12 protein-coding genes are annotated in these 13,748 nt (G+C 63.2%); 5 read left to right on the top strand and 7 right to left on the bottom strand.

What is annotated here, in order from left to right; genetic code table 11:
• Positions 1-40: 40 nt before the first annotated feature.
• Entirely contained in the window at positions 41-952 is a 912-nt protein-coding gene (locus tag HU752_RS16950) for a universal stress protein (RefSeq protein WP_186682940.1), read from the bottom strand.
• Between the two features lie 75 nt (positions 953-1,027).
• Positions 1,028-1,951 (bottom strand): universal stress protein, encoded by a 924-nt coding sequence (locus HU752_RS16955; RefSeq protein WP_186682938.1) that lies wholly within the window; start codon positions 1,949-1,951, stop codon positions 1,028-1,030.
• Positions 1,952-2,209: 258 nt separating this feature from the next.
• Between HU752_RS16955 and HU752_RS16960 the strand changes: the two genes are divergently transcribed.
• Together HU752_RS16960 and HU752_RS16965 are read left to right on the top strand one after the other, a co-directional pair.
• Entirely contained in the window at positions 2,210-2,458 is a 249-nt protein-coding gene (locus HU752_RS16960) for a hypothetical protein (protein WP_186682936.1), read from the top strand.
• A gap of 3 nt (positions 2,459-2,461) precedes the next feature.
• Positions 2,462-3,265, top strand: coding sequence for a helix-turn-helix domain-containing protein (locus HU752_RS16965; protein ID WP_186682934.1), 804 nt, complete (start codon positions 2,462-2,464; stop codon positions 3,263-3,265).
• 54 nt (positions 3,266-3,319) lie between these two features.
• On the opposite strand, the gene HU752_RS16970 is transcribed toward HU752_RS16965, so the two are convergent.
• On the bottom strand, positions 3,320-4,651 hold the full coding sequence (locus HU752_RS16970; protein WP_186682932.1) for an MFS transporter: 1,332 nt from the start codon (positions 4,649-4,651) through the stop codon (positions 3,320-3,322).
• A gap of 638 nt (positions 4,652-5,289) precedes the next feature.
• Between HU752_RS16970 and HU752_RS16975 the strand changes: the two genes are divergently transcribed.
• Complete coding sequence (locus HU752_RS16975) at positions 5,290-6,789, top strand: sensor domain-containing diguanylate cyclase (RefSeq protein WP_186682930.1); 1,500 nt, start codon at positions 5,290-5,292, stop codon at positions 6,787-6,789.
• 60 nt (positions 6,790-6,849) lie between these two features.
• Positions 6,850-8,112 carry an MFS transporter gene (locus HU752_RS16980; RefSeq protein WP_186682928.1) on the top strand — a complete coding sequence of 421 codons (1,263 nt, stop codon included), beginning with the start codon at positions 6,850-6,852 and terminating at the stop codon, positions 8,110-8,112.
• On the opposite strand, the gene HU752_RS16985 is transcribed toward HU752_RS16980, so the two are convergent.
• The 4 genes from HU752_RS16985 to HU752_RS17000 are packed head-to-tail and all read right to left on the bottom strand — an operon-like array spanning position 8,070 to position 10,940.
• Entirely contained in the window at positions 8,070-9,596 is a 1,527-nt protein-coding gene (locus HU752_RS16985; protein WP_186682926.1) for a cryptochrome/photolyase family protein, read from the bottom strand. The two genes, HU752_RS16980 and HU752_RS16985, sit on opposite strands and share 43 nt — an antisense overlap.
• Before the next feature lie 8 nt (positions 9,597-9,604).
• Positions 9,605-9,910 (bottom strand): DUF6482 family protein, encoded by a 306-nt coding sequence (locus tag HU752_RS16990; RefSeq protein WP_186682924.1) that lies wholly within the window; start codon positions 9,908-9,910, stop codon positions 9,605-9,607.
• Positions 9,907-10,443, bottom strand: coding sequence for a DUF3833 domain-containing protein (locus HU752_RS16995; RefSeq protein ID WP_186682922.1), 537 nt, complete (start codon positions 10,441-10,443; stop codon positions 9,907-9,909). Before HU752_RS16995 ends, HU752_RS16990 begins: the two co-directional genes overlap by 4 nt.
• Positions 10,444-10,454: 11 nt before the next feature.
• The gene (locus HU752_RS17000) at positions 10,455-10,940 is read right to left on the bottom strand and encodes a chalcone isomerase family protein (RefSeq protein WP_225920182.1); all 486 of its coding nucleotides are present in this window, start codon (positions 10,938-10,940) and stop codon (positions 10,455-10,457) included.
• A gap of 329 nt (positions 10,941-11,269) precedes the next feature.
• Here HU752_RS17000 and HU752_RS17005 point away from each other — a divergent pair, with 329 nt between their 5' ends.
• Positions 11,270-13,687, top strand: coding sequence for a glucose/quinate/shikimate family membrane-bound PQQ-dependent dehydrogenase (locus tag HU752_RS17005; RefSeq protein ID WP_186682918.1), 2,418 nt, complete (start codon positions 11,270-11,272; stop codon positions 13,685-13,687).
• The last annotated feature ends 61 nt before the right edge of the window (positions 13,688-13,748 follow it).

The raw sequence follows: 13,748 nt of genomic DNA on the forward strand, positions 1-13,748 counted from the left end.
CGTAACCCCCGCCGACCAGATCACGATGTCGCCCGCACGCTCATGGCTGTGGTGCCCAGGTTTCAATCACCCGGGGTGATACCGCCAGCACGCTGCAGGGCGGCTGGCCGACGATGCGTTCAGTGGTGTCGCCCAGCAACTTGTCCAGCCCCCGGGGTTGTACAACCCCCATGACCACTACATCGATATCCAGCGCAGCGACCTGCTCACGAATCACCTGGACAGGTGTTCCTTCCTCGAAATGCCGACATTCGGGCGGGACGCCTTCGGCAGTTGCCAAGGCATCGAAAGGAGCCTTGAGGGTGTCACGCATTTCCTCGATCCAGGCCTGGGTAACCGCCATGTCCGCAGCGAATACCGCAGCCAGGCTGTAGGCCGACAGCAGGTGCAGTTGCCCATTGCATTGCAGGGCCAACGCCTGGGCTGCCCTGATGAGCGCCTGGTTGAACAGTCCCTGGGCCTCAGGCGATTCGCCTGGCTCGGTGTCCACGGCGACCAGTATGCGCCGGGGCAGCGCGACCGCCCGGGCGGGTACGAAATGCTTGATGCCCTGGAACCCGCGCATCAGCGCGCAATCGGTGGGCGTGCCGAACAGGCGCGCCAGGGCCGATGGCTCCTCGCTTTCCTTGATCACCATGTCAGGTTGGACCTCGGCGAGGTAGTCGACGACCTGCTCGCTGCTCTCGACGCTGTCGGCCGTCAAGCGCACGCCACTGCGACGGTTTCGCTCGACCAGCCCCTTGAGCTGTTCCTGATAGCGCGCCCGTTGAAGCGTAATTTCTATCTCCTCCAGCCGTGATTCGCGCAGCAGATACTGCACGCCAGGCTTGAATACCCCCAGTACGTGCACACTGGCGCCACTGGCCTGCGCCAGGGCCAGGCCCCGACGGAGTGCAACCGAATGCGGATCGAGCTCGTCGAGCAACACCAGCAGTTGTCGATACTGACCCATGGCAAACCTCCAGACAGATCTTTCACGAACTGAACCTGCGGGCCTGAACGACCAGGCCCGTTCGAACCTGGCCTTTCACCCCCGCGAATGCTCGGGCGAGATCACCAGGACGCTGCTGTTCAACCGATACAGGACCCGCTCGGCGGTGCTGCCGATGAACCAGCCGATACCGTGATGGTGGTAGCTGCCCATGACCAGTACGTCGATGTCGTTGTTCTCCATGAACAACGCCAGCACCTTGGCCGGATCCCCTACCCGCATGTGACGATGCTCGATGGCGATCCCGTTACGTTCGGCCAGTGTCTGAAAGGCCTCGCTCTGGGCCTGGTGAAGCGTTCGGGCCAGGCCGGATTCGAACAGAAACGCATGGTCGCCACCCTCCAGGTCCTGGTACATGGCTCCCAGGTCGTAGGCGAACAACAGGTCGATCTGGGCATTGCATTGCAGTGCCAGCTTGAGTGCCTCGCCGATGATCAGGTCGTTGAGCCCCTCGACCTGGTCTTCGGGCCGGGACAGGTCCACGGCCGCCAGAATCTTGCGCGGCAGGGCCTGGCTGGCCTTTCGCACCAGGTGCACGGGAGTCCGGGCCTCACGCAGCAACTGAATGTCGAGCGAGGTGAACATGGCGCGCATCCACCAGGGCTCATGCTCGAACTCCTTGATCAGCATGGCGAACGGCTGTTCGCGCAAGTGCACCAGGATCTCGTCCAGCGGATGCTGCACCCACACCACCTCGGTCGTGACCGTCAGGCCGTTACGTCGCATCGACACGGCCTGGCTTTCCAGCCAGTCGCGGTGTTGCTGCACATACCCCTCGCGCATGACCGCCAGGGCCTGTTCGTTGACCAGGCCTGCCGTGGCGAGCCCTTCCAGGTAATCGAAGGCCGCGATGTGCAGGGCCATGCCCTTGGCCTTGGCCAGCGCGGCAGCACGATCATAGACCGATGTGCGGCGCATCAGCGGCGATGCCACGAGAAGAAGTCTTTGCGGATGAGTCATGGCACACCTCTGCGGCAGGAGATCGAGCCCTGATCATCCACCTCACGCACCCGCCGGGCTTGATGTTTATCAAGAACAGCGGTTCTCGGACAGACGGTCCGGGATCACCATCGAATAAATTGACGCGGATCAACGCTTCGTCGTGTGTGCGGCGCACGCTACTCATCACACCCTGAAACACGTTGGGCTGTCGGCAGGGACGCTTTCGCTTCGCATCGATAGGCAGTTGCCTGGCTCATGCAGGCTCCGGAGGCCCCCATGAACGTCTACGTCGAGAAAAATGCCGAATACAACCGCTGGTGGGTCTACATGGATGACTGGCGAGTGGACTTCAATACCTCCACTGAAGCCGAACAATTCGTGGAGCGGCTGACCACCCGGCTTAACGCGCCCCATTCCTTCGAGCGGCTGGCAGGCGGCTCGCCATACCGGGGTCCGGCCGATGCCGGCAAGGCCCGCGCTGGTCTTGCGGCTCAATCCGACCGCCAATGTGCAAAGGAGGCCTGAGCCATGCCCGGACCGTTGAGCGTCACCCTGCTCGATCCCCCGACGGCGCCCTGCGCAGCGCCTCCCATTCACCTGAAACCCTTGTCGAACGCCTGCCAGGAGTGCCGCGTCAATAGCCTGTGCCTGCCAACGGGGCTGCCGGTGCAGGACAACAGTTGCCTGGGGGCGCTGATCGGACCGCGCATGCGCATCCGCAAAGGTGCCGCGCTGTTCAATGCCAACGATCCGCTGACCACTCTCTACGCCGTGCGCTGCGGCAGTTTCAAGACCAGCCTTAACACTGCGGAGGGCCAGGGAGTGGTGATCAATTTCTGGATGCCGGGCGAGGTGCTGGGACTCGACGCCATCGCCACCGAGCGACATGTGTGCGACGCCATCGCCCTCGAGGATAGCGAGGTCTGCCCTGTCCCCTATCAGCGGCTGCAAACCCTGGCTCGCGAGTTCCCGTTCCTGCAGCAAAGCCTGAATCGACTGATGAGCAGGGAAATCGTGCGCGAGCATCAGCGCGTGCTGATGCTCTGCAACCTCACCGCCGAGGAGCGCCTGGCCAACTTCCTTATCGGACTGTCCCGGCGCTTCGTCAACCGGGGATACTCTGCCCACGGTTTCATGTTGCGCATGTCTCGTGAGGACATGGCCTCGTACCTGGGACTGCGTCTTGAAACCGTCTGCCGGTCGGTCACCCGTTTGCGGGCGCAGGGCATCGTCAACCTGCGTGGGCGACTCGTGGAGATTCTCGACATGCCGGCGCTGGTGGCACTCGAACAGGGCGACCGCGAGCGCAACGACAGCCTGAAGAGCACATGAGGCGATTCCGGGATGAAAAGGCCGCCGCAGTGTGGACTGCGGCGGCCTTTTCAATCAGCGTTCCAGCGATGCAGCCATTTCCAGGCTCATGCCGCGGGTTTCCGGTGCCAGCCAGACCGAGACGATCAGGCCAACGAGCGAAACCAGGGCGGCAATGAGCATGGTGTTGCCGATACCGATGCTCTGCAGCGAGATCGGTACCAACCAGGTGCCAGCGGCAGAACCGATGCGGGACATGGATGAGCCCATGCCGACCGCAAATGCGCGGATCTCCGTGGGGAACAGCTCATTGGGATATACCAGCTCCAGCACCTGCGCACCGCCGATGAACAGCGCATAGGCGCCGAACAGCACCAGGACCAGCACCTCGGAGCCCGTGGAGAACACGCCCAGACCCAGCAGGGCCAGGGTCGACCACAGGAAACTGTGGATGATCAGCGGGCGTCGCCCCAGGGAATCGATCAGCCGGGTGGCGACAATGCAGCCGACCACGAACAGCAGTGTGATCAGCACCGAGCCGAAGGACGCCCACTCACCCTTGAGGTTCAGCGCCTGCAGCACGACCGGGGCAAACGAGTAGACGGCAAACATCGGCACCACTGCCGCGCTCCAGAACACCGCGACGAACAGCATGCGCTTGCCATACCCCGAGCGCATCAGGTCGGTCAGGGAGACCTTTTGCTCCACCTCCTGTTCAGGCATGTTGGCCAGGGAAAAGGACGATCCGTAGACCTTTTTGATGATGTCCTCGGCTTCCTGGAGACGGCCCTTGCTCATGAGCCAGCGTGGCGACTCAGGCGTCCCCAGGCGCACGATGAACAGCAGCACACCGAGCACGGCGGAGCTGGCCAGCACCCAGCGCCAGGCATCGTCGCCGCCACGAGCCAGGATGAAGTTGCCGACCATGTACGCCAGCGCAGCACCGGCAAACCACAGGATGGTCAGTGCCGCCAGGCGACGGCCACGATGTTTCTGCGGCAGGAACTCGGTCAGCAGCGAGCCCGCCACGGGATATTCGAGCCCCACGCCGACACCGACGAGGAACCTCAGGATGAACAATGCCACGCCCGACTCGACCCAGAAGGACCCCACCGAGCCCACGATGAAAAGAACAGGACCGACGAAGAACAGGCGGCGCCGGCCGATCCTGTCAGTCAGCCAGCCACCGAGGAAACCGCTGCAGAACGTTCCCAGCATCGCCGAGGCGGCGACCAGGCCCTGCCAGAAGGAGTCAAGCTTCAGATATTCGGAAAACTGGACGATCACCACGCCGATGATGCTCAGGATGTAACCATCCAGAATCCAGCCACCGCCCGCACGAACCGTCATCAACTGGTGAAAGTTGTTGATCGGTACGTCTTCGATGGAAATAGCACTTCTAGTCACCGCGATGTGTCTCCTGCGTTCATTGTTTTTAGCGTTTAAAGACAGTCGATCAATTGTTGACTTTCCCCACCACGGACCTGAATAGCCGTAAACCTTTCGCGCACGACGGCGCGGAACTTAGCTGATAAATTCAAGGCAAAATAACGGCGTGTACGGGCAATAGCCGAACTTCGGCAAGGCTCGTTTGGCAGGGACGTTTTTTAGTCAGCGGGGATGAGACCAGCAAGGAAACCAGCAGGTTTCAGCAGGATTTCTGCGGCCAGGGCCTCATGTATACCTTTTGTCTACAATTTGTGGGCGCAGAATAATCGAAGCTTTTAAGAAGGGTCAACGGTATTTTTCACCCCACATGAGTTGTGGAATTGAACGTCACCGATTCATGATCAAGCTAATTATTTACCAAACAGCCGAACCATTAAAAAACCCTCAAGACTGTCATCCCTACTGACGCAAATTGACATGCATGTGACGCAATTAGAAGGTTCGCGCCAAACTAAATAAGTGACAGCAGTGTATATCGGCTACTGTTTCCTACCCCAACTCCCTGTATCCTTGCCCGCGGCCAGGAATGGCTTTCTGCCACGCACCCTCCAGAAAGGGTTGCCGGCTCAGGGATTCGGACTCCATCAGGTATTGACGTGAAACGTGACATCCACCTCGTTATCCTTCTGCTCTCGGTCATTGGTTGTTCACTCGCGTCGTTGACACTCTGGAAAGTGATGGCCTCCCGTGAGCGGGCATTGGAAGAAATCAATATCCATGGCCTGAACCTGACCCAGGCCCTCTCCACCTACTCCGAAGGCATCGTGAGGCAAAGCTCGCTGTTGTTGCTCGGCCTGGTCGAACGCCTGGAGACCGAGGGCAGCGGACCGGCACAGATCGAACGCCTCAGCCAGTTGGTCAGCCGCCAGCAGCCACTGATGCCGCAGATGAGCGGCATCACCGTTTACGCCAGGGACGGACGCTGGCTGATGTCCTCCAACCGGCCAGTCCCCGTTGGCGCCAACAGCAGCGACCGGGCCTATTTCATCCACCACCGCGATGACCCTTCTCGCGAGCCGTTCATCGGCCTGCCGATTCGCAGCCGCACCAATCAGGAATGGGTGATCACCATCAGTCGGCGGTTCAACGATGCCCAGGGCGAATTCGCCGGCGTGGTCGCCGTCACGCTCGGGGTGGAGAACTTCCTGCGCCTGTTCGGCCAGATCGACGTGGGCCAGGAAGGTGCCATCGGCCTGTCCTATACCGACGGTTCGATGCTGGTGCGCTACCCGTTCCGGGAACAGGACATGGGACGAAACTTTTCCAAATCGCCGATCTACGCCAAGTATCTGGTCGACAAGTCGGTGGGAACCGCCTCGTTCACCTCCAGCCTGGACGGCGTGGAACGCCTCTATGCCTTTCGCAAGAGCGACAAGTTGCCCCTGGTAACGACGGTTGCGCTGGGCAAGCGCGAAGCGCTGGCGGCCTGGCAGCTTGAGGCATTGCTGTCGGCATTGGTGGTCAGCGCATTGCTGGTGGTCACCGGCGCCATCGGCTGGATGCTGATACGCAACATCCGCCGTCGTATCGCCGTGGAAAACCAGCTGCGGCAGACCCAGCGGCAATTGCTCGACAGCAACCAGCAACTGGAGCGCCTGGCCATGCACGACGCACTGACCGGCCTGGCCAATCGGCGCAGCTTCGACGAGACGCTGCTCCAGGAGACCAGCAGGACCCGGCGCAGCGGTACGTCACTGGCGCTGCTGATGATCGATATCGATCATTTCAAACGCTACAACGACACCTACGGCCATCCCGCAGGCGACGCCTGCCTGCAACAGGTCGCCGCGCGGCTTTCCGGCTGCCTGCGCCGACCGCCCGACCTGCTGGCACGCTACGGCGGCGAAGAGATGGCCGTCATCCTGCCCGACACCGACCGTGCCGGAGCCGTCGTCGTTGCGCACATGATGCTCGAACGCCTGGCCCTGGAACCTATCGCCCACCGGAGCAGTCCTTTTGCACAGGTGACCGTCAGTATGGGTATTGCCTGCGCGAGCGGATCCGAGCTGGACTGTTGGCAGTCATTGCTCGAGCGCGCCGACCAGGCTCTCTATGTCGCCAAGCAGTCCGGTCGCAATCGCCTGCATGTCGACTGAGCCCGCCTCGCTGTAAACACTGACGCAAGTGCCTTCCCCTGGCTGATTGAGGCTGCACACTTGAACGACTCCCGGCACACCGCTGCACCTCAGCGCGCGCTCGACTGGCTGAACTTCTTCCTGGCCGACGTGCGCGACGGCCTGGGCCCTTACCTGGCGATCTATCTGCTGGCGGTGCACCAGTGGCAACCGGCGAGCATCGGCCTGGTGATGACCCTGGCCGGCATCGCGGCATTGCTCGCCCAAACCCCGGCCGGCGCCTTGATCGACAGGACACCGGCCAAGCGCGCAGTGGTGGTGATCGCCGCCTTGCTGGTCACCGGCAGTTGCCTGCTGCTGCCACTGATCTCGTCGTTCGGGCTGGTGGCGCTGACGCAGACCCTCAGTGCACTGGCCGGCTCGGTATTCGCCCCGGCCATTGCCGGCATCTCCCTGGGCCTGACCGGGCCCAGGGCCTTTACCCGGCGCGTGGGACGCAACGAAACCTTCAACCATGCCGGCAATGCGTTCTCGGCCCTGCTGGCAGGCGGCCTGGCCTATCTGTTCGGACCGGTGGTGGTGTTCTACCTGATGGCGGTCATGACCGTGGCCAGCATCCTCGCGGTCAGTCGTGTCCCCGGGGCCGCGATTGATCATCAACTGGCCCGCGGCCTGGCGCATGTGCCGTCGGACGACAGCCAGCCGGCCGGTCCTGGCCTGCTGTTGCACAACCGCACCCTGCTGCTGTTCGCCGTGTGCTGTGCCCTCTTCCACCTGGCCAATGCGGCGATGCTGCCGTTGGTGAGCCAGAAGTTGTCGCAGGTCGACCTGCGCCTGGCCACGCCCCTCACGTCCGCCTGTATCGTCGCGGCGCAACTGGTGATGGTGCCCATGGCCCTGCTGGTGGGCGCCAAGGCCGAACAGTGGGGGCGCAAGCCGTTCCTGCTCGCCGGATTTTTCATCCTGCCACTGCGTGGTGCACTGTATGTGCTGTCCGACAATCCGTTCTGGCTGGTCAGCGTGCAACTGCTCGACGGCATCGGCGCCGGCATCTTCGGAGCGCTGTTCCCGATCGTGGTCAAGGACCTCACCGAGGGCAGCGGGCGCTTCAATGTCAGCCTGGGGGCGTTGAGCGCAGTCTTCGGCCTGGGCGCGGCGCTGAGTCCGGGGCTGGCCGGTCTGGTGGTCCAGACGGCCGGCTACGATGCCGCATTCCTGACCCTGGCGGCCATCGCCGCAGCGGCGTTCCTGCTGGTATTGCTCGCACTGCCGGAAACCCGACCGCAATCGGCGGCAGGTTTTCACAATGCCTCTGCCGCGTCCAGCCGCGCCAGCAGCGTCTGACCACGCTGCCACAAGGCCTCGCGTCGGGCCTGCGGCAGGCCGTCGAGGCTGCGGTAGACCAGTGCCAGTCGCGGGTTATGCGCAAGCGGTTGGCGATGACGAATGAGGAAGTGCCAGTACAACGCGTTGAACGGGCAGGCATCCTCCTCCACCGCCCGGTCGACCTTGTAGCTGCACGACTTGCAGTGATCGGACATGCGCTGGATATAGCGACCACTGGCGCAATAGGGCTTGGAACCCAGGTAACCACCATCGGCATGCATGACCATGCCCAGGGTATTGGGCAATTCGACCCAGTCGAAGGCATCCAGGTACACGGCCAGGTACCACTCGCAGATCGCCGGGGGAGCGATGCCGGCCAGCAGCGCAAAATTGCCGGTCACCATCAGTCGCTGGATATGGTGGGCGTAGCCCAGCTCCAGGGTCTGGCCGATGACCTGGGCCATGCAGCGCATGCGGGTCTGCCCCGTCCAGTAGAATTCGGGGAGCGCACGCTCGTTGCCCAGGTAGTTGAGCCCGGCGTAGTCGGGCATGCGCAACCAGTAGATACCCCGTACGTACTCGCGCCAACCGATCAGTTGGCGAATGAACCCCTCGGCGGCGTTGAGCGGTACCCGCCGCTCCCGCCAGGCCATCTCGACGTCCTCGCACAGTTCACGGACATCCAGCAGGCCGATGTTCAGGGCGGCACTGATACGGGAATGGAACAGATACGGCTCGCCTTCGGCCATTGCATCCTGGTAGTCACCGAACGCCGCCAGGCCGAACTCGAGAAAATGCTCCCAGAGCGTCCTGGCCTGCTCATGGGTCACCGGATAGTCAAAGGCGTCGAGCGTGCCGTAATGCTGCGAAAAGCGCTCACGGACCAGGGTGATCACCGCCGCTGTTGTCGCGTCCTGGGCAAAATACGCTGCAAATGGGCCCCGCAAGCCACGGGGCAAGGGCTTGCGGTTGTCGGCATCGAAGTTCCAGGCGCCGCCGGCCGGACTGCCATCAGGCTCCAGCAGCAGATTGCAGCGCTTGCGCATGCCACGGTAGAAGTGCTCCATGCGCAACTGCTTGCGATCCGCGGCCCAGCGGGCAAAGGCCTCACGCGAGCACAGGAAGCGCGTGTCGCGGTGCCACACCAGCGGCAGTCCGGCCTCGCGCAGCGCCTGTTCCAGACGCCACTCGCCACACTCGGTAACGTGCACCTCGTCCACGCCCAGCCGGGCCTGCCAGCGACACAGTTCCGCGGCGATACTGCCGCTGTTGCCCGGCTCATCCAGCCGCACGTAGTGCACGCGCCAGCCCCGCTCGCGCAGGGCCTCGGCGAAATGACGCATGGCGCTGAAAATCAGCACGATCTTCTGCGGATGGTGCGGTACGTAGCGCGCCTCCCCTTCGACCTCGGCCATCAGCAATACATCGCGCTCCGGCTCCAGGGCACGCAGCGTCGCGAGGTCGAACGACAGTTGGTCACCGAGCACCAGCCCCAGCCGCATCGCTTGCACTACCACTGGCTGGCCAGTGATACCGGTACCCGCAGTGGCTCGACCGGGCCATCACGCTGCCCGCACATTTCATCGTGCACCACCTGCTGTACCAACGTGCAGCGCAGCGGCGGCACATCGGCCAGCAACTGTCGCAACTCGGTGGTCGAGCGCAGGTGCAGGACTTCACCTCGTGCATCACACAAGGTTTGCGGCCCGGCCTCGGTCAAGGCGCGCAGCACGTAGAAGCCGCCTTCGAGTGACAGCAGTTCAAGTTCACTGATGGCGCCTGTGGCAGCCAACTCGCCAAGGTGACGCAGGTTCATGGTGTGCCCTCCGGCAGGCGGCGGAAGAACAGGGTGATCTGCCCGATCTCCACACCGAGTTTGCTCATGCTCGAGCGGTTGATGAGGGTGTCGTCATCCATGCGGTACATCCAGTCGTCCAGGTCGACCTCCCAGTGCCGGCCATCGACCGGCAGATCCAGGCGATAACGCCAACGCAAGGCATTGCCGGCCACCTGCCCCCGGGCTTCACCGATCACGTCGCCGGCAGTACCACGCCAGCGCTCGGGGCCGTCGGGGGTGAGCGTCCAGGTCCGTTGCTGGCGAGTGCCATCGCTGTAGATGAAATGTTCGTCGAGGATCAGCCGCTCGCCGTCACGATGACTGTCGATGCGCACGTGGAAGCGCTTGACCACCTCGCCCGAGCGCTTCTGGAACATGCCCCAGGCCTGTACCGGTCGCGAGAAGAACTCCGGCAGATCCAGTGGCGGCTGCTCCCCGACGTAATGATCGACCTCGACATTGCCGCAGCTGCCCAGCATCAGGCAGCAGAACAGCAGCAGGCTTCTGTACATGCTCAAGCTCCTCACGGGTTCCCGGCCAGGCCGAGCAGTTGCTGGCGCAGTTGCGGGTCCCGGGCCCGCGGATCGAGCCAGATGGCGAAGAACGCCTGGGCGAACGCCGGATCGGCGATCTCGCGACTCAATTGCCCATCGACATAGAAGCGACAGCCACGACCCGGCAGGTACAACCCGGTGATGCGCATGCCCGGGCGAACATCGACGAATGCCTCCTGCATCGTCTTCGTCCAGCGCGCCTCGGTATCGGCTGCCAGGGGCTGTGCGGCCAGGCGATGTATCTCGTCCAGGCTGGCCTGCACCAGGGTGTCCCGGGACAACGCGCGGTGGTAGATCAGCTCCAGCGCGAAAGGCTGCTGCCAGTCCTGCACCGCACCGGCACTCCAGACCCGGGCGGTGTACAACCGCAGGCCGAACCAGCTGAACTCACCCGTGCCGATCAGGCGTGCACCGTCCAGCGCCGGACGCCAGTCCGACCAGGCCGGTGGCGTCATCGTGATCAGTACGATCAGAACGAACAGGCTGAGCGACGAGGGTCTGCGGGCCATGTGCGGAACACCGGAAACGACGAATATTGTACAAGCATATATCCATGTACAAGTTTTGTATAAATTTTTGCAGGATTATCCAAGCCTCTTTTCTCGCTGAATGACCCGTAAGGGAAATCAGTCGCTCGCCACAGCACAGCATGCACGGCCAAGCTAATCTGAGTTTGTCAAGGCAAACGCTTGCGAAAATTTGTCGCATTTTTTCAAATTAACTATTTAGTTAATTAGCAAGCTAAGGGTATAGTCGCCCGCATTCACACAGCGAGACCTTTTGTATGACACAACCTTCTCAGGCCTCCGGCCTCAGCAGACTCATCCTCACCGGGCTGGGCGTGATCATCGCCCTGCTCGGCCTGGCCTTGGCCGCAGGCGGTGTACGCCTGGCCACCCTCGGTGGCAGCTGGTACTTCCTGATCGGCGGCCTGGCCATGGCCATCGCCGGTATCCTGATCGCCCGCCGCAAGCCCGGTGGTGCCTGGCTGTTCGCCGCGTTCCTGGTCGGTACCGCGATCTGGGCACTGGTCGACACCGACCGCAGCTTCTGGCCGATGTTCTCCCGCCTGTTCATGTTCAGCGCCATCGGCCTGGTCGTCGCACTGGTCTATCCGACGCTGATGCGGGCTTCCGGCCGCACGGCGGGACGCGGTGCCTACGGCCTGGCCGGCGTGCTGGCGATTGCGCTGGTCTGGGCAGTCGGCAACATGTTCGTCGCCCACCCGACCGTGGCAGCCAGCGGTAACGGCCCGGCATTGACGCCGGTCGACCCGGCCAAGGCGCAGAAGGATTGGGCCCACTACGGCAACACCGAGGGTGGCAGCCGATTCGCGGCGCTGGACCAGATCAACCGCGGCAACATCGACAAGCTCAAGGTGGCCTGGACCTACCACACCGGTGACGTGGCGATCAGCGACGGCAACGGTGCCGAAGACCAGCTGACCCCGCTGCAGGTGGGCGACAAGGTGTTCATCTGCACCCCGCACAACAACCTGATCGCGCTGGATGCCGACACCGGCAAGCAACTCTGGAAGAACGAAATCAACGCCCAGGCCAAGGTCTGGCAGCGTTGCCGTGGCATGGCGTACTTCGACGCCACCCAACCGGCGGTTCAACCGACCCAGCCGAACAGCATCCCGGTGATCGCCGCCAGCGTGCCAGCCGGTGCGAGCTGCCAGCGTCGCCTGCTGACCAACACCATCGACGCCCGCCTGATCGCGGTGGACGCCGACACCGGCGCCTTCTGCGAGGATTTCGGCAACCACGGCCAGGTCGACCTGAAGGCCGGCCTCGGCGACGTGCCGGACTCCTACTACCAGCTGACCTCCGCACCGCTGATGGCCGGTACCACCGTGGTGGTCGGCGGTCGCGTCGCGGACAACGTCCAGACCGACATGCCAGGCGGCGTGATCCGTGGTTTCGACGTGATCACCGGCGCCATGCGCTGGGCGTTCGACCCGGGCAACCCGCAAGACAAGCAGGCTCCTGTCGACGGCAAGACCTACGTACGCAGCACCCCGAACAGCTGGGCGCCAATGTCCTACGATCCGGCGATGAACACCGTGTTCCTGCCGATGGGCAGTTCGTCCACCGACATCTATGGTGTCGAGCGCACCGACCTGAACCACAAGTACGGCGCCTCGGTCGTCGCCCTGGACGCCAGCACCGGTGCCGAGAAGTGGGTCTACCAGACCGTGCACAACGACCTCTGGGACTTCGACCTGCCCATGCAGCCGAGCCTGATCGACTTCACCAGGGATGACGGCAAGCAGGTACCGGCAGTGGTCATCGGCACCAAGGCCGGGCAGATCTACGTGCTCGACCGTGCCACCGGCAAGCCGCTGACCAAGGTCGAGGAAGTGCCGGTCAAGGCCTCCAACATCCCCAACGAACCCTACTCGCCCACCCAGCCGAAATCGGTGGGCATGCCACAGATCGGTGCGCAGACCCTGACCGAATCGGACATGTGGGGCGCGACCCCGTTAGACCAGTTGCTGTGCCGTATCGACTTCAAGAAGATGCGTTATGACGGCCTCTACACCGCGCCGGGTACCGACCTGTCGCTGAGCTTCCCGGGCTCCCTGGGCGGCATGAACTGGGGCAGCCTGTCCACCGACCCGGTCAATGGCTTCATCTTCGTCAACGACATGCGCCTGGGCCTGTGGATCCAGATGATTCCCTCGGCCAACAAGGGGGCTGCCGCTGGCGGTGGTGAAGCGCTGAACACCGGCATGGGCGCGGTACCACTCAAGGGCACGCCGTATGCGGTGAACAAGAACCGCTTCCTGTCGGTCGCCGGCATTCCCTGCCAGGCCCCGCCCTACGGCACCCTGACCGCCATCGACATGAAGACCCGCCAGATCGCCTGGCAGGTTCCGGTCGGTACCGTCGAGGACACCGGTCCACTGGGCATCCGCATGCACCTGCCGCTGCCGATCGGCCTGCCGACCCTCGGCGGTACCCTGTCGACCCAGGGCGGCCTGGTGTTCATCGCCGGCACCCAGGACTTCTACCTGCGTGCCTTCGACAGCGGCAACGGCAAGGAAATCTGGAAATCCCGCCTGCCAGTCGGCAGCCAGGGCGGCCCGATGACCTACGTATCGCCGAAGACCGGCAAGCAGTACGTGGTGATTACCGCCGGTGGCGCGCGGCAATCGACCGACCGTGGCGACTACGTGCTGGCCTACGCCTTGCCGTGATCCCGGGGCCCACCGGCGGGTAGGCCTTCACTTGTTCCGACGGGGCTACGCCAGGCGAGCC

Origin of the sequence: Pseudomonas vanderleydeniana (assembly GCF_014268755.2) — a bacterium.
Lineage (GTDB): Bacteria > Pseudomonadota > Gammaproteobacteria > Pseudomonadales > Pseudomonadaceae > Aquipseudomonas > Aquipseudomonas vanderleydeniana.